The 21,624-nt window shown below is 63.8% G+C and carries 11 protein-coding genes; 8 read left to right on the top strand and 3 right to left on the bottom strand.

All coding sequences use genetic code 11. The features are described from left to right. Positions 1-26 precede the first annotated feature (26 nt). On the top strand, positions 27-1,316 hold the full coding sequence (locus tag GGQ88_RS09905) for a metal-dependent hydrolase family protein (RefSeq protein WP_183613004.1): 1,290 nt from the start codon (positions 27-29) through the stop codon (positions 1,314-1,316). On the opposite strand, the gene GGQ88_RS09900 is transcribed toward GGQ88_RS09905, so the two are convergent. Next, positions 1,313-1,687 (bottom strand): winged helix-turn-helix domain-containing protein, encoded by a 375-nt coding sequence (locus GGQ88_RS09900; protein WP_183613003.1) that lies wholly within the window; start codon positions 1,685-1,687, stop codon positions 1,313-1,315. The genes GGQ88_RS09905 and GGQ88_RS09900 overlap by 4 nt on opposite strands. Positions 1,688-1,752: 65 nt before the next feature. On the opposite strand from GGQ88_RS09900, the gene GGQ88_RS09895 reads away from it, so the two are divergent. The 4 genes from GGQ88_RS09895 to GGQ88_RS09880 all read left to right on the top strand — a co-directional run bounded on the left by GGQ88_RS09895 (position 1,753) and on the right by GGQ88_RS09880 (position 6,297). Then, the gene (locus GGQ88_RS09895; protein ID WP_183613002.1) at positions 1,753-2,898 is read left to right on the top strand and encodes an aminotransferase class I/II-fold pyridoxal phosphate-dependent enzyme; all 1,146 of its coding nucleotides are present in this window, start codon (positions 1,753-1,755) and stop codon (positions 2,896-2,898) included. A 179-nt stretch (positions 2,899-3,077) separates the two neighbouring features. After that, positions 3,078-5,027 (top strand): pilus assembly protein TadG-related protein, encoded by a 1,950-nt coding sequence (locus tag GGQ88_RS09890; protein WP_183613001.1) that lies wholly within the window; start codon positions 3,078-3,080, stop codon positions 5,025-5,027. After that, complete coding sequence (locus GGQ88_RS09885; RefSeq protein ID WP_343057158.1) at positions 5,024-5,632, top strand: TadE/TadG family type IV pilus assembly protein; 609 nt, start codon at positions 5,024-5,026, stop codon at positions 5,630-5,632. Before GGQ88_RS09890 ends, GGQ88_RS09885 begins: the two co-directional genes overlap by 4 nt. After that, entirely contained in the window at positions 5,626-6,297 is a 672-nt protein-coding gene (locus GGQ88_RS09880) for a TadE/TadG family type IV pilus assembly protein (protein WP_183612999.1), read from the top strand. Before GGQ88_RS09885 ends, GGQ88_RS09880 begins: the two co-directional genes overlap by 7 nt. An 8-nt stretch (positions 6,298-6,305) precedes the next feature. Here GGQ88_RS09880 and GGQ88_RS09875 read toward each other — a convergent pair whose 3' ends face one another. Together GGQ88_RS09875 and GGQ88_RS09870 are read right to left on the bottom strand one after the other, a co-directional pair. Continuing rightward, the gene (locus GGQ88_RS09875) at positions 6,306-6,764 is read right to left on the bottom strand and encodes a GreA/GreB family elongation factor (protein WP_183612998.1); all 459 of its coding nucleotides are present in this window, start codon (positions 6,762-6,764) and stop codon (positions 6,306-6,308) included. Continuing rightward, positions 6,761-8,083, bottom strand: coding sequence for an Hsp70 family protein (locus GGQ88_RS09870; RefSeq protein ID WP_183612997.1), 1,323 nt, complete (start codon positions 8,081-8,083; stop codon positions 6,761-6,763). The genes GGQ88_RS09875 and GGQ88_RS09870 overlap by 4 nt, the downstream gene beginning before the upstream one ends. Positions 8,084-8,337: 254 nt before the next feature. On the opposite strand from GGQ88_RS09870, the gene GGQ88_RS09865 reads away from it, so the two are divergent. From GGQ88_RS09865 to GGQ88_RS09855, 3 genes are read left to right on the top strand one after another with little or no spacing between them, the layout of a single operon-like run. Beyond that, entirely contained in the window at positions 8,338-10,104 is a 1,767-nt protein-coding gene (locus GGQ88_RS09865; protein WP_183612996.1) for a ShlB/FhaC/HecB family hemolysin secretion/activation protein, read from the top strand. Next, a complete protein-coding gene (locus tag GGQ88_RS09860; protein WP_183612995.1) occupies positions 10,104-18,485 on the top strand; it encodes a beta strand repeat-containing protein in 8,382 nt (2,793 codons plus the stop codon). The genes GGQ88_RS09865 and GGQ88_RS09860 overlap by 1 nt, the downstream gene beginning before the upstream one ends. Next, complete coding sequence (locus tag GGQ88_RS09855) at positions 18,482-21,571, top strand: CHAT domain-containing protein (protein WP_183612994.1); 3,090 nt, start codon at positions 18,482-18,484, stop codon at positions 21,569-21,571. The genes GGQ88_RS09860 and GGQ88_RS09855 overlap by 4 nt, the downstream gene beginning before the upstream one ends. The last annotated feature ends 53 nt before the right edge of the window (positions 21,572-21,624 follow it).

Here is a 21,624-nt window from a genome sequence, read left to right as displayed (position 1 = left end):
TGCTGGCCATGCCGAAAGGATGGTCGATGCGCCTGTTTCCCCGAATACTTGCACCGCTACTCGCTGGAGTGATCGCCGCAACTCCGACGCTTGCCGAAGAACGGCAGGAAGCGGTTACGCTGCTGCGCCCTGATGCCGTGTTCGACGGCGAAAGCGCGGTGCTGCACAAGGGCTGGGCGGTGCTGCTGCGGGGCAAGCGGATCGCGGCGGCGGGGCCCGGTCTTGCGGCGCCGGATGGTGCCTCGGTAATCGAATTGCCCGGACTGACGCTGATGCCGGGCATGATCGAGGGGCATTCGCACCTGTTCCTCCACCCTTACAACGAAACGTCGTGGGACAATCAGGTGCTGCACGAATCGATCGCGCTGCGCACGGCGCGGGCCACGGTGAACGCGCGCGTAACACTTATGGCCGGGTTCACCACGGTGCGCGATCTCGGCACCGAGGGCGCGGGCTATGCCGATGTCGGGCTTAAGCAGGCGATCGAGCAGGGCATCGTGCCGGGACCACGGATGCTGGTGGCCACGCGCGCGATTGTCGCGCCGGGGGCTTATGGGCCGCGCGGGTTCGAGCCGGGGGTCGTAACGCCGCTGGGTGCCGAGGAAGCAGGCGGACCGGAACTGGTCAATGCGGTGCGGCGGCAGATCGCAGCGGGCGCGGATCTGATCAAGGTCTATGCCGACTACCGCTGGGGGCCTGGCGAGACGAGCCGTCCGACGTTTACCGAAGGCGAACTCAAGGCTGCGGTCGAAGCCGCGCACAGCGCCGGGCGCCCGGTCGTCGCCCATGCCAGCACCGCCGAGGGCATGCGGCGCGCGGTCGCGGCGGGCGTCGATACGATCGAGCACGGCGACGAGGGCACGGCGGAAGTCTTTGCGGCGATGAAAATCAAAGGCATCGGCTTTTGTCCGACGCTGGCGGCAGGCGATGCGATCGCGCGCTATCGCGGCTGGAATGGTGCCGCGCCGGCCCCTGCGAGCGTGCAGGAGGGCTTTGACGCGCTCGCCAGGGCGCGCAAGGCGGGCGTGGCGATCTGCATGGGCGGCGATGTCGGCGTGTTCGCGCACGGCGACAACGCGCGCGAGGCCGAGCTGATGGTCAAGGGCGGAATGACTCCTGCGGAAGTCGTCATCGCCGCCACATCGGGCAACGCCAGGATGTTCGGCATCGGCGACCGGGTGGGCACGGTGAGGGCCGGGATGCTCGCAGATCTGGTTGCGGTCGAGGGCAACCCGCTGGTGGATATCGCGGCGATCAGGAAAGTGTCGCTGGTGGTGAAGGACGGCGTGCTGTGGAAGGGGCCGGTGCGGCCCTAGACCTTCTGGCTGACCTGCGGCGCATCAAGCAACGCCTCGGCCAACGCGGTATAGTCGGCGCAGTCCGAGGTGCCTTGGAGGCGGGACTGGAGAGCGCGGTAGTGGTGCAGGATGGTGTCGCCGAAGGGCGTGACTTTCGCGCCGCCGCCCTTGGCGCTGCCCGGAGCGGTTTCCACCAGCGGCTCGGCCCAGCAGCGGTTCATCGTATCGACCAGCAACCACGCGCGGCGGTAGCTCATATCCATGGTCCGGGCGGCGGCGGAGATCGAGCCTTCACGGGCGATGGCAGCGAGCAGGTCGGCCTTGCCCGGGCCCATGGCGATTTCGGCGCCGCAATAAAGCTGGATCTTGAGTTTCAGCCGTTGTGCCATCGGTGCGGTTTATGCAGTCGCGGCGCGGCCTTGCAACTTGTTTCGCCTGCAACTAGCACGGAGCGATGATCGCTCAGGTAGAACCGTTCCACGCCATCGCCGTCAGCCGCCTTGCCCACGACATGGAGGCGGCCGGCACCAATGTGATCCACATGGAATTCGGGCAGCCATCAACGGGCGCGCCCGTACGCGCCATCGCGTTGGCGCATCAGGTGCTCGACAACGAGGCAATGGGCTACTGGGAGAGCGTGCCGCTCAAGGACCGCATCGCGCAAAGCTATGCCGAGAACTACGGCCTGGACGTCGAACGCGAGCAGGTGATCCTCACGTGCGGTGCCTCGCCCGCATTCGTGATGGCGCTGTCATGCCTGTTCCGGCCCGGCGCGCGCGTTGCGCTCGCACGACCGGGCTATGTCGCCTACCGCAATTCGCTCAAGGCGATGTACCTTGAGCCGGTCGAGATGGAATGCGGCCCGGACGAACGATTTCAGGTAACTGCGGCGGCGCTCGATGCGCTCGATCCCGTGCCCGACGGGCTGATCCTGGCGAGCCCTGCCAACCCCACCGGTACGATCATCCTGCCGCAGGAACTGGCTGCAATTGCCGAGGTCTGTCGGCGCAAGAGCATACGCGTCATCTCGGACGAGATCTATCACGGGCTGAGCTATGGCGTGCCTGCAACGTCGATGCTCGAACATCTGCCCGATGCGATCGTGGTCAATTCGTTCTCGAAGTACTTCAGCATGGCGGGCTGGCGGCTGGGCTGGCTGGTGGTGCCGCCCGACCTGATCGACGCGGCGCGCGCGCGAATGGGCAGCCTGTTCCTGACCCCGCCGGTGCTGGCGCAGAAGGCGGGGCTGGTGGCATTCGAATGCCGCGAGGAACTGGAGGGCCATCTCGAAACCTACGCCCGCAATCGCGCGATCCTGCTCGACGCGCTGCCGAAGATGGGGCTGGGCCGCATCGCGCCGCCCGATGGCGCGTTCTACATCTATGCCGATGCCAGCGACTTCACCGATGACAGCCTGAGCTTTTGCACGCAGTTGCTGCGCGATACCGGGGTGTGCATCGCACCGGGCATCGACTTCGACCCGGTCGACGGGCGGCGTTTCATCCGCTTCAGCTTTGCTGTGTCGACGCCGTTGATCGAAGAGGCGGTGCGCCGGATCGAGCCGTGGTTTGCGGCGCGGCGGGTGACGGCACCGGCCTGAGGTTGGCCAGGAACCGACGCACAATGGACGCTCGATTATGAATGAAGATTATGGAAAAGTCACCTTATATTCATAAATAAATTCTATATTTCAATGCGTTGAATTACCTATCAGGGTAAGACTTCCGCAACCCATTCGGTCGCTAGTGGCAGCATTGTCATAGGGCGGAATGGTAAACAGTGCGGGGGTTTCTTAGCAATCTTCACCGGAATACGTCAGGCAGCATCCTGCCTCTCGTGGCCGCGACCGTGCCGGTCATCCTCGCGCTGATCGGGAGCGGGCTCGACATGAGCCGCGTTTACAAGGCGCGCAATCGCCTGCAGTCGGCGTGTGATGCTGGGACATTGGCCGGCCGACGCGCGGTCAGCACGAACGGTTACGACAACGCTGCGAAGGCTCAAGCCACGACGTTTTTCAATACCAATTTCAACGACGGTGATCTTGGGGCAAAGGACACGACCTTCGATTCGACTTCGAGCGATAGCGGCAACCTGGTGTCCGGCACCGCTTCGACCTCGGTCAATACCGCGATCATGGGCATCCTGGGTTTTGACACGATTGATGTGTCGGTAAGCTGCAGCGCGACGATGGGCGTGGGCAACAGCGATATCACGATGGTGCTCGACACCACCGGTTCTATGGATTCGACGTTATCGGGAACATCGACCAAGCGCATCGAAGCGCTGCGCACGGCGATGAAAAACTTTTACACGACGATCGCTGCAGCCACGCAAGGGTCGAACGCGCGGGTGCGCTACTCGTTCGTGCCGTACAGTTCGTCGGTCAATGTCGGACGCCTTATCTATAATCTCGATCCCGATTATCTCGCTGATCAATGGCCGATCCAGTCGCGCGCACCGGTCTACAACACGATTACCGAGAAGGTTTTCGTGGGATGGGGCAATCCCGTCAACAGCAGTCAGGAAAATTACAGCACTGCAAAAAACAGCGCGGACGTGCTGCACAGCACCACGGAATACAAGAAGAAGTCCGATTGTGAAAATGCCATGCCTGCAATCGGTGCATGGGCGAATAATGGAGATCCTTTCGCAAACGATCCGTCCACGACGACCAATGGCAATGGCCAGCAGGTTGTTACCGTGCGGACCGATTATCCTCAAAAACGACCGACATACGTTTGTCTCAAGGATAGCGGAAAATACTACATATATAGGCGAGATCAGACCCGGATATACTACGTCTATACTTATGCAACGTCCGATCCTGTTTATGAGACGCGCACCCGGCAGGAGTTCAGCCACTTTGTTTACAAGGAAGTGACCTACAATACTGCCACCTACAAGACATTCGCAGCGGCGACGGTTCCCAACGGAACGAACGGCGCGGACGCTTCTTACACCTGGAACGGTTGCATCGAGGAGCGTGAAACCGAATCTGATGCCAGTTTCAGCTATTCCACTCTGACCGGAATGTCGCCATCGACCGCGCTCGACCTTAACATCGACGATGCGCCGGAGGATGACGACGAGGCGACCAAATGGGGCCCGATGTGGGACGAGGTCGCGTATTATCGCACGTATACCTCGTACGGGAACACGTACCTGTCGAGCAGTGCGGAGACGACCCAGGGTCGCAAGGCATCGTCGTATTGCCCCAAACAGGCGCAATTGTTGTCGACGATGAGCAAGACCGCGTTCGACGCCTATGCCGACGCGTTGAATCCCGAAGGCTCGACCTATCACGATCTCGGGATGATCTGGGGCTTGCGCCTAAGCTCGCCGACCGGGCCATGGCAGGATACGGTCAACGTCGCTCCGGCGAATGGCGGCAAGGTTTCGCGCCATATCATCTTTATGACCGACGGTATCATGGAACCGAGTATTTCCATCCAGTCGACTTACGGAATCGAGTGGCACGACCGGCGGGTCACAGATGATGGCACGTCGAACCAGGCTGCCCGACATACCGCACGTTTTCGTGCCTTGTGCGACGCGGCCAAGGGCAAGGGCTTCCGCGTGTGGGTAATCGCGTTCGGATCTAGCTTGACGACCGACCTCAAATACTGCTCGTCGGAAAACAGCTCGTATACTGCTTCAAATGCGACGCAGCTAAATGCGGCGTTCCAGGAAATCGCCAAGAACGTCGGCGAGTTGCGGGTTTACCAGTGACGCGTGAGCAGCCTCGATCTTTCAGACTGCCTGCCCGTGCGACGCTTGCGGATCGCGAGGGCTCTACGATTGTCGAGTTCGCGTTCGTCATGCCGATTTTCATGCTGGTCATCATCGGCTGCCTCGATGTGGGGCAAATGGTTTACGGCATCGGCGTGCTCGATGGCGCGGTAGAGAAGGCGGCACGCGATTCCACGCTGGAAACAGGCGATACGTCGATCGCCGACGGCAAGGTCAGGGACGTGATCGGAGAAGTCTTGCCGGGCGCAATCGTAAGCTCGACGCGCGAAAGCTACTATGCGTTTTCCGACGTCGGTCGCCCTGAACGCTGGAACGACGCCAACAATGACGGAAACTGCTCCACCGGAGAAACTTATGTCGATGAAAACGGCAATGGTTCGTGGGACAGCGAAATCGGCGAATCCGGCAACGGCGGCGCGAACGACGTCGTCGTCTACAAGGTGACGGTCCGGTACGATCCGGTTTTCGCAATTCCGCTGGTCCCGCTCAACTGGAACACGCGCGAGATTTCATCGACCACCGTCCATCGCAACCAACCTTTCGCGCTGCAGGAAGGGCGCGGATCAGCGAGTGGAACATGTTGAGAAAAGCGGCACTCAGGGGCTACAACCTGTGCAGTGCGATTGCTCGCTCCACATCGGGCGTGACGCTCGTCGAATTTGCAGTGGCGATGCCGGTGATCCTTTCGATGAGCCTTTACGGGATCGAGCTTGCCTATCTCAACACCGTGGACATGAAATTGAGCGAGATTGCGCTCTCGCTGGCAGACAATGCCTCGCGGCTTGGCCAGACCGATAACAGTGCGGTTACGCCGACGGTCACCCGCAATGACATCGCCGAGATCATGATGGGCGCGCAAGAGCAGGGCGATCCGATCGACCTTGGGACCAAGGGACGCGTGATCCTCTCCAGCCTCGAGCGTGATGCGACCACGGGCAAGCAGTACATTCACTGGCAGCGGTGCTATGGCTCACTCGCCCGCCAATCCGCTTATGGCAACGACAGCACGCGCAACGGCCTGAACGGGGCGGTGATTACCGGTATGGGCAGCGGAGCGACCAAGGTGACCGCGACCAGTACGAGCGGTGCGGTGATGTTCGTCGAGGTCTATTACTCATACACCGGGTTGCTCGGCGACTTGTTCGTGTCCAATCGCGTGCTCCGCAAGGAAGGCGCGTTCCTTGTGCGTGACGAGCGCAACCTGACGCCGGGAATCACCGGAACGACAGGCCCAACTTACACCTGTTGATCGGCCAATTAGCCGACGATAGCGATGACCTCGATTGCATCGGATTTTCCACCGAAATCGACCTTCTCGCCCACTTCGGCATCCATCAGCGCGCGGGCGAGCGGGGCGGTGAATGATAGCAGACCGGCAGCCGGATCGGCCTCGTCATCGCCGACAATCGTGATGGAGCGGGTGGTGCCATTGAGGATGAAAGTCACCGTGCAGCCGAACGCGACGGTATCGGCATCGGGCGCGTCCATCAGCCGCGCGGTGGACTGGCGCGTGCTCCAGTAACGCAGTTCGCGACGTGTCTTCTTGATCTGCTCTTCATCGGTCAGCGCGGCGATTTGTTCATTGATCTCCGCGACCCTGGCTTCGATCAGCGCGAGTCCGCGGGGCGTGACCAGGTTCGGGCCGGGCGGGATCGGCAGTTCAAACTTGGGTTCGAGATGTTCGTCGTCACCTTCGCGACGGAATGCAACGCTCATGCCGTCATCTCCACAGGCGCGGTCCACGCCTCAATATCGGGGGCCTGCCCGATCAGGGCGAGGCCGTGCGCAATCGACGTCAGTTCGCCGCCGTCGGCGATCCGTTCGTTGCCGAAGCGCTGTTCGAACATGCGGCGAACCGCCGGGATCAGCGATGAACCACCGGTAAGAAAAACGTGGTCGATCTGTGCAGGTTCCAGCCCCGCGCTGTGCAGCGCGCTGTCGACCGTAGCGGCGATGCTTGCAAGGTCGGGCGCAATCCAGCGTTCGAACTGCGCACGCGAAACATCCGCCGAGATCGTCAGGTCTTCACTGGCGAACTGCAGCGTGCCGTGTTCGGCTTGCGAAAGCGTGCGTTTCAGCGCCCCGACCGCCTCATATAGCGCATAGCCCAGCTCGCGCTCGACCACCGCGATCATCCGGCCGATCGCATCAGGGTCGCTGGCTGAGCGCTTGAGCTTGGCCAGCTCTTCCAGTGTCCGCCGGTTGCGCATCATCGCGAGGCGCGACCAATCGCCGAAATCGCTGAAGTGCCCTGCCGGGATTTCGAGGACCTTGTCGAACGAGCGGTAGGTCCCGCCCTTGCCGAGCAGCGGGAGCACGAGATTGTCCATGATGCGGAAATCGAAGCGGTCGCCAGCGATCCCGATACCGGCGGACCCGAGCGGTATGCAACGCTGTGGAGCGCCCGGCGCTTCGATCCGCACGACGGAGAAGTCGCTGGTCCCGCCGCCGAAGTCTGCCACCAGCAGCGTTGCAGGCTCGCTGACCCGCGAGGCGAAGCTGTAGGCTGCGCCGAGTGGTTCGTAGACATAATGGACCGGGCGGCCGAGCAAGCCGAACATCGCGTCGTAGCGGGCCCTCGCCAGCGCCGGATCGGGCCGCGCGCCGACATAGCGCACAGGTCGGCCGACGACGATGCGATCGGGCAGGTTGGCAAGGCTCGATCCGCCATGCGTAACGAGATGCTGCAGGAACACTCGCCCAAGCTCCTCGAAGCGCAGCCGCTTGTCGAACAGACTTGCATGCTCGAACAGAGAGTTGGCCGCCATCGACTTGAACGACTGGAGAAATCGCGAACCTTCGGGGAAATCGAGGAATTCGGCGATGGCCCACGGTCCGGCCTCGTGCGCGAGCCCGCCGCGTATCGCGTCATCCTGCCAGAAGCACAGCGCCGATCGGAAGATGCTGGTCATCCCCGCAGGCCCGGCGAATTCCAAGAGGTCTGCGCTATCGACCGCAAGCGCTTGTGCGACAACCGAATTGGTCGTGCCGAAATCTATCCCGGTCGATCGCGGCAACGCCGCATTTGCCGACATCGGCACAACTCCTTGTTCAGCCAGCGGCGGCCAGCGCAAATGGCAGCGCGGTTGCATTTCTGCAACCGCGCATCGACCGCATTACAGAACTTTGTGCACCCACCGGCATTCGCGCATGAAACGCCAACCAACGATAAAAAGTTAGTCATCTTTTTGGTGTGGAAAGTTTGCGCAATCAATTCGCCCCGGCTAACGGTGATGTAACAATAAAGAAAACGGGCCGCGACTTAGCTTTACCGGGCAGGGGCGGACGCATGAATTTTGGGGCTTTTCAAAGATTTACCTTGCTGCGTCCTGCTGCTTGGCTTGTTGGTGCGTCGCTTTCGGTTTTTTCCCAGCACGCCGTCGCGCAGACCACTCCCCCGATAGCAAATCCGTCTGTTCCGACCCGCGATGACATTCGCGGTGTAACCAGTCCCAGCACGGCGGCAAACCCGCGACTGTCTGTCGATGGCGGGATTGAGCGTTCACCTTGCCCGCTGGCCGACCCCCAATATGCCGATATCAAGGTCACGCTCGGCAAGGTCACGTTTGCGGGCCTCAAAGAGGTCGACGCTGCTGAACTTGCGGGCACATGGCAGCCGTTTGCCGGCATTCCGCAGCCCATAGCGGTGCTGTGCGAAATTCGCGACGCGGCCGGCACGATGCTTCGCAACAAAGGCAATCTTGCTGCAGTACAGGTGCCGACCCAGCAGATCGAGAACGGCGAAGTGCGCATGGAGGTGATCTATGCGCGGATCACGGCGGTGCGCGCGCGGGGTGAGACTCGTGGCGCAGAACGCAAGCTCGAACAGTATCTTGGCGCGCTTTCGGGTGACGAGGTGTTCAACGTCAATCGCGCCGAACGCTACCTGCTGCTGGCGCGCGATCTTCCGGGCTACAATGTCCAGTTGACGTTGCGTCCCGCCGGCACCGGCCCCGGCGACCTGATCGGCGAAGTCAGCGTCCTGCGCGAGGCTTATGCGGTCGACCTGACCCTGCAGAACCTTTCGTCGGAGGCGACCGGGCGTTTCGGCGGTCAGATCCGTGCACAGGCGTTTGGACTGACCGGCATGGGCGACGTGACCACGCTGGCTTATTACGCAACGTCCGATTTCAGCGAACAGCATCTGGTCCAAGGTGCGCACGAATTCCGGCCCGGTGGCAACGGGCTGATCGTTGGCGGACAATTGACGTATGCGTGGACCAAACCGGATGTAGCTGGGCTGCCCGCGGGCGTCAGCATCGATGCGCGCACGCTTTATGCCAGCCTCAGCGCGCGCTATCCAATCAAACGTGCGCAGGCACAGAACGTCTGGCTTGCTGGCGGGTTCGATCTCGTTAATCAGGACGTCGATCTGATCGGTCCGTTGACGCGCGACAAGGTGCGCGTGGCGTGGGCGCGGCTGGATATGGACGGTGTCGACGTTTCGCGCGCGCGTCCGGCGTGGCGCTACGCCAGTTCGCTCGAATTGCGGCAGGGTCTGGCGATCCTCGATGCGACCCGTGGCTGCACCGGTCCCGGGTGTGCGGCACTCGTGCCGACGAGCCGTTTCGACGGATCGCCGACCGCGACCGTGGTGCGGTGGCAGGGCGAGTACGAGCGCTCGCTCGGCAAGGTCTCCTTCCTGCTCGCGCCGCGCGCTCAGTATGCGTTCAAGCCGCTGCTGAGCTTCGAGGAATTTTCGGCCGGCAACTTCACCGTCGGGCGCGGCTACGATCCCGGTGACCTGATCGGCGACAGCGCGGTCGGCACGATGGCCGAACTGCGCGGACCACGGCTTCCCGTGGCGCAAAGCCGCGACATCCGCGTGCAGCCTTTCGTCTATTTCGATGCCGCCTGGGTGTGGAACAAGGGAGTGCCCGGATCGCAGCGGCTGACATCGGCTGGCGGCGGCTTCCGCGGCGAAGTTGGTGCGCGGTTCCGGCTCGAGGCTACTCTTGCCGTGCCGCTTGAAAAGGTCGGGCTGCAAACGCGCCGTTCCGATCCCCGTTTTCTGGTGACCCTGACCACGCGTCTCCTGCCGTGGAGGACTTTCTGATGCGCCCTATCCCATCGATGACCCGCAAGCTGTTCTCTGCATCGGGCCTTGCCTTGGCAACCGCGATGGCCGCGCATGCGCCGGTTGCGCGGGCGCAGTCGTTCAACGGCTCGGTCGCGGCGACGTTCGGCTCGGTCACAGTCGGCACGGGCACCGGCACGACGACGGTCACGGTTTCGTCGCCAAGCGCGGTGATCAACTGGACGCCGAACGATACGGCCGCGACTGGTGGCCCGATCGACTTTCAGAGCGCGGGTACGACCGCGACGTTTACCAACAATCCTGCGGTCAACACCAACTTCGTGGTGCTCAATCGGATCGTGCCGAGTGGCTCGACCCGGCCGATCCAGTTCAACGGCACTGTCATATCGCAGATACAGAATGCTGCGGGTGGCTCGACTCCGGGTGGGACGGTGTTCTTCTACAGCCCCGGCGGCATTCTGGTCGGGTCGAACGCGGTGTTCAACGTCGGCAATCTGGTGCTGACTACATCGGACCTGGCGTTCACCGCGGGCGGCACGTTCAACAGCGGCGCGTCCTATGTCTTCCAGCAGGCTTCGGTCGCGGGCGCGCAGATTGCGATCCAGCCCGGCGCGCAGATCACCGCCTCGGTGGACGGCTCTTATATCGCGATGATCGCGCCGAGCGTGGTCAACGGTGGCACGGTCTCGGTGAATGGCTCGGCAGCCCTCGTAGCCGCCGACGCCGCGACGATCCGGTTCGCGACCGGGGGATTGTTCGACATCGCGGTGGATTCCGGCACGAGCGCGACCGGCACGGTCCTGTCCAACTCCGGGGCGATCACCGGCCCGGCGGCGAATGCTGCGCTCGGCAACAGCCATCGCATATATATGGTCGCCGTGCCCAAGAACGACGCGATCACCATGGCGATCGGCAGTGGCAGCACGCTCGGATTCGACATTGCCGGTGCGGCAAACGTGGTAGGCAACAAGATCGTCCTGTCCGCAGGCCAGAATGTCACCGGGGGTGACGCAGACGTCGCTCCATCGGCTGGCGGGGGCAGCGGGATTGTTTCCGTTGTCGGCACAGATGCAAACATCACTTCGAATTTCGAGGCGCGGGCGACGGGCGGAGTCAACCTGGGCTCGGTCTCGGCGACGGGGCTGCAATTTGCATCCGACGTTTCGATTTCGGGCAATGGCGCGGCGTCCAGTCTGTTCGCCAATGCCGGCGGTGCGGTGTCCATCGCGGGTAGCGTCGACATCGCAAACACCTTCACCGGCGCGGTCGAAGGCGCCAATGTCACGGGTCAGAGCGCCACGATCACCGCCAATGCGGGCGGAACGATTACGATCGGCGGCAACGCAAGTCTGGTTTCGATCATATCGGGCGCCAATGCCATTACACCCGGAGCGACGGCGGGCAGCGCAACTGGCGGCGACTTGCGGATCGACGCGATCAATGGCGGTCAAGTCTCGATTGCTGGCAACGTCAACCTGACATCTGTGGGTTTTGGCGGTTCGATTGCGACAACAGATGCTACGGGCGGTTCTGCCAAGGGCGGAAATGGCAGCATTACAGCATCGGGCACGTCGGGTTCGTCGGTCGCGGTTGCGGGCACTGCCTCCTTTTCGCTCAACGGTCTGGGCGCGTTAGGGAGTGGCTGCTCGACCTGTACTCCGGCAAGTGGTGCGGGCACGGGTGGTATCGCCACGATCAGTGCGGCTGGTGCCAACACAGTAAGCATCGGGGGCGCAACGACGATAAATGCAAATGGCGAGTCTGGCCAGGCGCTGACCGGGTCGGCAGCCTCGGCAACTGGCGGCACGATCAACATCAACAGCAGCGCGGGCGGTAGCGTATCGCTTGCTGCGGTAACCGCATTTGCCAGCGGGACCACCGGCTTCGGTCAGACTGGCACCGGAACTGCGCTGGGCGGGACAATCAACGTATCGTCGTTCGCGACCGGCGGCGGAGGAATCACGCTATCCGGGCTCGTCCGCCTGATTGCCAATGGTAGCGGGAGCAGTGCGTCAGCGGGCAGCGGCGCGGGAGCCACATCGACCGGAGGACGGGTCTATGTCGGCGCGAGCGACGGCACGACCGTTCAGTTCGGCAACGGGCTGCAGGCACAGGCTATCGGGGCGGGCGGCGTCACGGCATCCGGATCGGTAGCGGGTATCGGAGGCGAAACGACGCTTGAGGCCAGGACGGGCGGAACGCTCAGCGTGGCGCTGGGAACGACGCTGTCGGCCAATGGCATTGGCGGCGTGAACCTGGCACCAAATGACGGCAGCGCAGGCACGGGTGGTCTGGCGCAAGTGACGTCGTCTGCTGGTGGTGTCATCCAGTTGTCCTCGAATCTTCTGGTCAGTGCGAACGGAACCGGCAGCAATGTCAGCGGCGACGCGCTTGCGGGCAGCGGCATCGGCGGGACGGCGCGGATCAGCGGGACGAGCGGCAGCAGCCTGACGGTGAGTGGCACCGCCAACGTTTCGGCGACTGGCACCGGCGGTACAGGGTCATCGGGCACCTTGTACGAGGGTGGCAGCGGTACGGGCGGCCAGGCATCTGTCGAGCTTGGCGGCGCAACGGCCGGGTTCAGTTCGACGCTCACGGTGGATGCTTCGGGCATCGGCGGGGTCGGTCGTACCACAAGCGGTGTCGGCACAGGTGGTAACGCCACGATCAACCTGTTCGACTCCACGCTGAACGCGACCGGTGCGGTCTATCTCGGTGCGATCGGCGCAGGCGGGAACACCGCGCTGACTGGCACAGGCGGAAATGGCCAAGGTGGCACGGCACGGGTCGCACTGGCGAACAGTTCGGCGAACCTGCTGAACACCCTCACGCTTGAAGCGACCGGCAATGGCGGCTTTGGCGCAGGGGCGTTGACGTCGGCAGCCTCGGGCAAAGGCGGGCTGGCAACTGCAACAGTCAATGCCGGCATGCTGGCGGTCAGTAATGCGATCCAGTTGCTTGCCGACGGGACGGGTGGACGTGGTGTCGTCTTCGGCGATGGCGGCGTGGGAACCGGTGGAACGATCAACCTCTTCGCGAATGGCGATTCACGCGGCAACAGCCTGATTTCGGCTCCGAATTACCTGCTGAGCGCCAATGGTCTGGGCGGCGGGGGTTTTGGCTCCGGGCAGCAGACGCAGCTGACATCGAGCGCGCCGGGCAGCGCCGGCGGTAACGCACAAGGCGGGGTTGTCTCGGTCAGCGCGGCCGCTGACGGCGGCACCATCTCGGGGAGCGCGCTCAACGTCCGTGCTAGCGCGCTCGGCGGGCTCGGGGGGAATGGTTTCTCCGACACGAGCCAGCTCAACCGGGGTGGCAACGGCGGCATTGGCGGGTCTGCGCAAGGCGGTCAGGTCAATTTCGACAGCTTCAAGGGTAACGGAACGGGAAGCGGCGCGGTCAATATCGGCGATGTCACGGTCGACGTATCGGGCACGGGCGAACGAGGCGGAGATGCCGGCTTCGGCCCGACGCGCGGAGACAGCGGCAGCGGCGGTTCGGGCACCGGCGGGTCGGTCAACATAGCGCTCGATCGCGGCGGGAGCAGGATCACCGCAAACAATATCAGTCTTCTGGCGCAAGGTACGGGCGGCATAACGGGCGACTGTACGTTCGGTTGTGCGGCGACCGGCGGCACGGCTGTCGGCGGGTCGATCAACATCGGATCAGGCGGTACGACCACGGGCAATCAGCTGACCGCGATCACCCAACTGCGGTTGAACGCCGGTGCGAATGGCGGAATTTCGGTCGGCCAGGCAGGCGGCTCCGCCACGGGCGGCAGTGCGACGCTGATGACCAATACGGGCCTCGCCGTGCAGGCCGGGTTTGTCGCACTCGAAGCGGGCGCGGTTGGTGGCGGTGCCTATGGCGCAAGCCCCGCGGGTTCAGGTCAGGGCGGCTTTGCCCAACTGATTGCCTCGGGCAACGGCACCGTTAACATTACGGATCGCCTGTTTCTCGGGACGAGCGGAACGGGTGCGGATGCCTATGGCACCGTCAATACCGGGGGTACGGGCATCGGCGGTCTCAGCCTGGTGCTCAGCAACGGCGGGGCGATCACTGTCGCCAGTGACGTTGTTGTCGATTCGGGCGGCTTCGGTGGCTTTGGCGATCAGGACGCACCGTCCGGCACAGGCGGCGACGGGATCGGTGGTGAATCTTCGTTCCGCGTGGGTGGCAACGTCCAACCTGGCAACGGCGGTTCGATCACGGTCGGCGGCACAACCTTTGTCTTTTCCGATGGAACCGGTGGCGACGGTTTCGTGGCGGGTGCAGGCACCGGCGGCGTGGCCGATATCTATGCGCGGCAGGGCACGATCACGCTGGGGCAGGTCAACGCATTTGCTTCGGGTTCCGGGGGCTTTGGCACCTTGGGCGGATCTGGCGGCGCGGCAACGGGAGGCGGCGTCGGCATCCAGACCGCGAATGCCGTTCAGGGTCCAAGCCAGATATCGTTCACCCAGGCGATTACAGATGCCTCCGCATTTGGCGGCGATGGCAGCGACGGGAGGGCAGCGGGCGCTCCGGGCGGCCTTGGCGGCGCGGCGCAAGGCGGCTCGGTCGTAGTGGCAGGCAGTGCAGGCAACGGGAACCTGCAGGCCGGATCAGTCACTGCGTTCGCAGATGCCAGGGGCGGCGACGGTGGCTTTGCGTCGGGCGCTTCGGGCGGAGACGGGGGCCTTGGGTCTGCTGGTTCGATACAGATCGGAACGATCAGCAGCAGCGATACCGGCACCGTCAACACCGGGTCGGCTACCTATGGCAGCATTCTTGCCAGCGCCAGCGCCTTTGGCGGCGCAGGCGGGAATACCGACACGGTCAACCCCAACGCAACCGGCGGCAACGGTGGCCTCGCCTCGGGCGGGGGCACCAGCCTGCTGGTGCGCGGCGCTCCGGTCACGATTACCGGAGCCGCATCTTTCCAGGCAAGCGCAACCGGCGGTGCGGGCGGGAGTGGCCCCGTTGCGGGGCTGGGCGGCAACGCGTCGATCGGCAGCAGCGATCCGCTGCAGGTCGCGGGCGCCTACGCGCTGGTCACCAACCGCTTCAACCAGCCGACGCAGCGTGGCACGCTGATCGCGACAGACCTTCAGTTCGCTTCCGTAGCGACGGGCGGAGCCGGGTCGACCGCAGGCACAAGTACGACCCTGGGCAACGCAGGCGGATTGCGTGCTATCAGCAGCAACATATCGGCCGGTAATGTCACCTTCGTCGTTCAGGCTGATGCACAGGCCACCGGAGCCTTGCCCAACGCCATCGCGTTGACGGATTCGACCGCGACGTTTGGCGGGGCATTCTCATTCGTATCCACATCCGATCTGTCTTTGACGCTGGATCAGTCGAACCTTACCGCTGCGCAAATCGGGATCACCGCGTCGAACTGGGTGCTTGATCCGGTCGCGCCGACTACGGTCGGGACGCTGCAGGGCACGAATACGCTATCGCTCTCGTCGGGACTCGATCTGGTCGCCTATGCCAGCATCGTCTCGAATGGCAGCCTGTCGTTGGCCGCCTTCGGCAAGATCGATCTGGGATCGTTGACTGCCGCAAGTTTCGTGGATGTAATGGCGGGCAGTTCGCTCACCCTCGACGATATCACGGCGGGCGACTCGATCGATCTTTCCGCACTTGGCCTGATCACCACCGGCAATCTCAATTCGGCAACCTCGATCACCATCGAGACGACGGGTGGGATCGGCACCGGCAATCTCACGGCCGGTTCGGGCACGCCTTCCGCAAGCGGAAGCGGTGTGATCGGCCTCCGCTCGGGCGGCAATGTTACGACCGGCACGATCACCGCGTCGTCCGATCTGGGCATCGCTGCGGACGGAACGATCACCATCGGACAAGCAACCAGTTACGACATGCTGCTGCTTGGTGGCGGCAACATCGCCTCGGGCGGGCTTTCTGCGTTCACCCGTCTGCTGATCGCCGATGCGTCGATGGCAGCGCTCGGGCAGACACCGAGCGGCTTCGACAAAGAACTCGTGTTCGCCGCAACGCCGGTAACCAGCACAGCCGGGTCGATCGCTCTTTCCGGTCCGGTATCGGCAACGTCCTTCCGTGCGGCAACGCAATCTACGTTCACAAGCGGGGCGATCACTGTTTCACCGTCGTCGACTGGGTCGGGCATGCTCGGCATCGACGCGAGTGGCGCTATCGTCAGCGGTAATTTGTTTGCGGCAAAGGATATCACGCTCAACAGTCTGGCATCGCTCCAGTCTGGCAGCGTGACGTCGCAAACCGGTGCGGCAACGCTCACCGCACCTTCGATCAATGTCGGCGCGGTGCAAGCTGGGACAAGCGTCGCAATCAGTGGCCAGAATCTGACAAGCGGGGCTGTGAACGCTCAGAACGCTATCTCGATCACAGCCTCCAACCAGATGACGATCCAGTCGGCCACCTCTGCAAACGGCGCGATACAGATTGCGTCCGGCGACATCCTCAACATCGGCACGGTCACCGGCACACGCACGGTTTCGCTTATCGCAGGCAGCACGGCAGCCAGCGGCGGTCTGGTCGCCGGACAGGGCCGGATCGCTGCGGGATCGGTCCAGGGCGCAGGCCTTGTCCAGATCGCCGCAGGGGGCCAGGTTGGCACGAGCAACGTGCGCTCGACGGGCGACAATGTGAAGATCGCCTCGTTCGGTTCGACCGTCACGACCGGCGCGATCACCGCTGCCCGCGATGTGCTGGTCAGCGGGGCGCAAGGGCTGACAGTCGGCGCGAACATCAACGCGCGCGACGTGATCCTGTTATCGGGCGGCAACGTGAGTACGGCTGGCATCCTGTCGGGTCTCGTGTTGTCGCAATCGCCAACATCGCCGACGGGCTTTGCGGTAACGAATGCGATCGGGCGGGTGCTCATCGCAAATTCGTCACTCGCCAGCGGGACGCTACTCCTGTCGACGGCAAGCGACTTCTCCGCGCTGTTCGTGGCGCCAGTCAGCCTTTTGGGTTCGGTCAATGTGACAGGTCAGGTCGTCGCCGGGCAGTTCCGATCCTATTCGCAGGGCAACATGACCGGGGCGGCGATTGCAGCGTTCAACTCCATCGAAGTGGAGTCGGGCGGGCTGATCACGGCCGGACAACGCTGGGGATCGCCGACAATCGAACTCGTATCGGCCGACATCCAGATCGTTGACAATGGCGCGCTGACAAATCCCAACGGACAGCAAATCCTGTCAGGCCTGCGCACGTCAGCCACGGGCGAGATCGACCTGATCTCGATTTCAGGCAGACCTGCGCTGATCGGTGACGGGCTGAACGGCACCGGCTATTCGCTGAGCGCGGCCGAAATCGGTCTGATCAGTACGCACGAGCTGTTCATCGGCGCGGTCGACGTTGCGACCAATCCAATAGACATGTTTATCGGCAACCTCGCTCTTACGGCGGGCGGCACCAATGGCAGCACGACGATCGGTGATGCTACGGGCGCGATCCACTTCGTCACGGGCAATCGGGAAACCGAGCTTCCTGGCGGTGCGATCCGCGTGGTCGGGAATGTTGCGGGAAGCGGTCTTGCTCAATCGAATGTGGTTGAGTTCAATACCGGCCGGTTCGAAATCGATGCAGCAACCGGCTCGGTTGCGCTGACGCAGAGCGGGACAACGCTGGGCGGTACGGTCGAAATTCACGCAAGCAACATCCACGTCGCCAACGCTGGCATCCTCGACAAGCTTGCTGCCGATCCCTTCTATGCGGGACATATCGCCGAATTGAACGCGCCTGCCGCCGTGCAGAGACCCGATGGTGTATTGCGCGCGCTTGGGCTCGATCTGTACCCCACCGGCACGCTCTACGTCCAGAACACCGGGACGATCCTCGATCCTGCCGGCTTCTTCGCGGACATCGATCTGGCGACCATTAACACGACCGCGAACACGGCCCCTGCCAGCATCTCGATTATCGTAAACGGCAAGTGGCAGACGCCGACCGGCGTGGTCAGCGGTTTTGCCGCGCGCGATCTTGTGGTCAGCGCCAGCGATGTTCTGTCGTTCTTTACGCCGGACAGCACGATCAATGGCTGCGCGATCAGCGCCAGCACTTGCGTACCGGAAATGACCGTCGATCCAGTGCCAGCCATCTCGAGCCAGATCCAGATCATCTCGAACGACGCCCTGGGCAACACGCCGACCTTCACCGCCGAGCCGGAATCGTCGGCCAGCCCGGCGGCGAGTGAGCAGCAGGACAAGCCTGCCGAGGAAGCGCAGACGCCCGAGGAGGCGGCGAGCGAGGCCGACGATGCCGCCAGCCCGATCGCACCCCCGCCGCAGATTATCGACAGCACCCCGCTCGAACCGCAGCAGCAGGTCGAACAGCCCGTTGCGGGCAGCGGCAATCCGTCGCTGATCGGTTCGGTCGTCAACGAAAACAGCGCAGAGGGAGACGCGCAGTGAGCACCCGTCACATCACCCTGTCGGGTCCATTCGCGCTGGCGCTGGCACTTGCAGCGGTCGCCACTCCGGTGCTTGCGGCCGAGAAGGGCGAGCAGCCGCTGTCGGTGCGCAATTCGTTCCGCATCGGCACAAGCGGGGTGACCTGCACCGCACAGAACGCGCCGCTCGATGCGCGGCTTGGCGGCATATTCGATCGCGGCTACCGGCTTAGCTGCCGGGACGCGGCGGGCTCGATCGGCACTCTGATCGCGGTACGCCGCGATGTCGCTATGGGTACCGAGCCGACCGGTCTGGCGGGCATCACGCTCGATTGTGGCGGGCCCGGTGCGGTCGAAATCGCTGAAGTCGGGCGGGTCGCTGCGGTCAACTGCCGCGACCAGAAAGCCAACGTCGACTACAAACGCTACGCGGCAAAGCGCGGGGCGGTGACCTACTTCGTCGAGGGTCTGGCCGGTTACGATCCGGCACTGCGCCTTGCGCTGGCCAGCGCGTTGAGCGATGCGCCGGTTCCGGGCGAGATCCGCGTGGCGACGACCGAGGTCAGCGATCCTGCGGCGTTTGCCCGCGTTCAGGCCGGCCAGCTCGACCGGCTGGGCGCGCGAGACGAGGGCTATTTGCGCAACAACGGCGGCCGCTTTGCTGAATCCGCCGAGTTTTTCGAGACGCTCGCTGCGCGCGACCGGTCGTCAGGCGCGGCTGGCCTCGCCGAGGCGCTGGCGAACCAGGGCTTGCAGCAATCGAACCTTGGGAACTTCACTGCCGCTGACCGTCTGTTTGCGCAGGCCAGCGCGAACTCGTCGCGCAGCGATGGCGTGACCCAGCGGCTGATCCGCAACTACCGCGCGATCAACCGGCTCAATCAGCGCCGCCCCGTGGCCGCGCTCAAGGAGCTTGGTGCCAGCACATCGTCGGTCGACGCGATATTCGATCCGGCCAGCCTCTCGTCTGGCCTGATCAACGTGCCGCTGGCCGAGCAGCTCAACCGCGAGAATGCGGCGCTGCGGCGGCTGGGTGCGGCCGATCCGGGTCTGACCGATACCGAGCGCGCTGAAATCCTCGACGCCCAGGCGGTTTCGCTCAAGGCGACGGCCGCGCGGATGCAGGGCAAGTTCGACGATGCGGTCGCCGGATTCAAGCAGGCGGGCGATCGGCTCGACGCGGTGCGCGGCGGGCGCGTGGCGTCGGCGGGCTGGCTGCGGTCGGAAATCCAGATCGAACTCGCGCTGCTGGCCGAGGCGCAGGGGCGCACCGGGGATGCAGGGGCGGCATTCGATCGCGCAATCCGGATCATCGCGACCGCGTTCCCGCAATCGCCCGCGCTGCTTTCGGCGCAGGCGCGCAAGGCAGGCTGGCTCGGCCGTTCGGGCGATGAGGCAGGCTCGCTGGCGCTTTACGCCAAGGTGGTCGAGGACAGCCAGTCGGTGCCCGATTCCAGCGCAACCTTGCGCGAGCTGCTCGGTCCCTATTTCGGCCTGCTCGCCAAGCGCGGTGACCAGATGGCGGCGCAGTCGGTATTTGCCGCCTCGCAGATCCTGCAACGCCCGGGTGTCGCGCAGACTCAGGCCGTGCTCGCGCGGCAATTGTCGGAAGGCAATGACGAGGCCGCCTCGCTATTCCGCCTGTCGGTCGCGCGCAGCCGCGATATTGCGCGGATCGAGGCGGCGATTTCGTCGCTCGGCGCACTCGCTGCGCCGAGCCCGCAGGATCTGGCCGCGCTGAAAGCGGCGCAGGAGAACCTGGCATCGTTGCAGCGCGACCAGACTGGATTGGTCAGCAAGCTGGCAGCCTATCCGCGGTATAACGTGCTGGCGCCCAAGGGCGTCGATCTGGCCGAACTGACAGGCGCGTTGAAGTCAGGCGAGGCCTATTACAAACTGATGATCGTCAGCGATCATGTCTATGCACTGTTCGCCACGGCATCGGCGGCGCAGGTCTTCGATACGGGGCTCTCGCCGAGCCAGATGGCGACTTCGGTGCAGGACATCCGCGACAGCATCGTCAAGGTCGAGAACAACCAGCAGGTCAACTACCCGTTCGATCTGGTCAAATCGCGCGCACTCTACAAGACGCTGTTCGGGCCGGTTGAGGACAAGCTGCCCGAAGTCCGCCACCTGATCTTCGAGCCCGATGGGGGGATGCTGCAACTGCCGCCGACCGTGCTGGTAACCGCCGACAAGGGCATCGCCGATTACCAGAAGCGGATCGAAAGCCCGGACGGCGACACGTTCGACTTCACCGGGATCGAATGGCTGGGCCGGGGGCGCGAGGTATCCATCGCAGTCAGCCCGCGCGGCTTCCTCGATATCCGCAAATTGAGCGCCTCGACCGCGCCGCGTAACTATCTCGGGCTGGGGCACAATGCGAAGCCGCTGACGCGCCCTCTTGCGGCAGTAGCGGACGAATGCGACTGGCCGCTGGCAACATGGCAGAACCCGATTTCGGCGGACGAATTGCTGTTTGCGCAAAAGCAGTTGAGCGTCGGCGGGTCTGCGGTGCTGACCGATGCTGCGTTCAGCGACAGCGCGTTGCTTACCGCCAATACGCTCGACCAATACCGCGTGCTGCACTTTGCCACGCACGGTCTGGTGACGGCGCCGCGCCCGGATTGCCCGGCACGTCCGGCGCTGGTCACCAGTTTCGGCGACAGCGGCTCGGACGGACTGCTCAGCTTCCGCGAGATCTTCGACTTGCGTCTGAACGCCGACCTGGTGATTCTGTCGGCGTGCGATACCGCAGGCATGGCGACCGTCGCGGCCAGCCGTGAGGCAGGCGTCACGACGGGAGGCAACTATGCTCTCGACGGTCTGGTCCGTGCCTTCGTCGGGGCAGGGGCGCGGTCTGTGATCGCCAGCCACTGGCCGGTGCCGGACGATTTCGACGCGACCAAGCGGCTGATCAGCGGCGTGATCGGATCGACGCCGGGTCAGCCTTTGTCCGATGCGCTTTCTAAGGCGCAGGAGGGCCTGATGGACGATCCCAACACCTCGCACCCATTCTACTGGGCGGCGTTCATCATCGTGGGCGATGGCGTAAAGCCGCTGGTGTCGGGCAACGCGGGAGCGCCAAAGACGAACGCGACCCGCTGAGATCGCCCGGGCGATCATCCGTTGGCGATGGCGGGCCGATCTGGCACAAGCAG

It is taken from the genome of Novosphingobium hassiacum, assembly GCF_014196055.1.
GTDB lineage: Bacteria > Pseudomonadota > Alphaproteobacteria > Sphingomonadales > Sphingomonadaceae > Novosphingobium > Novosphingobium hassiacum.
This window is presented reverse-complemented; position numbering and strand designations above follow the sequence as displayed.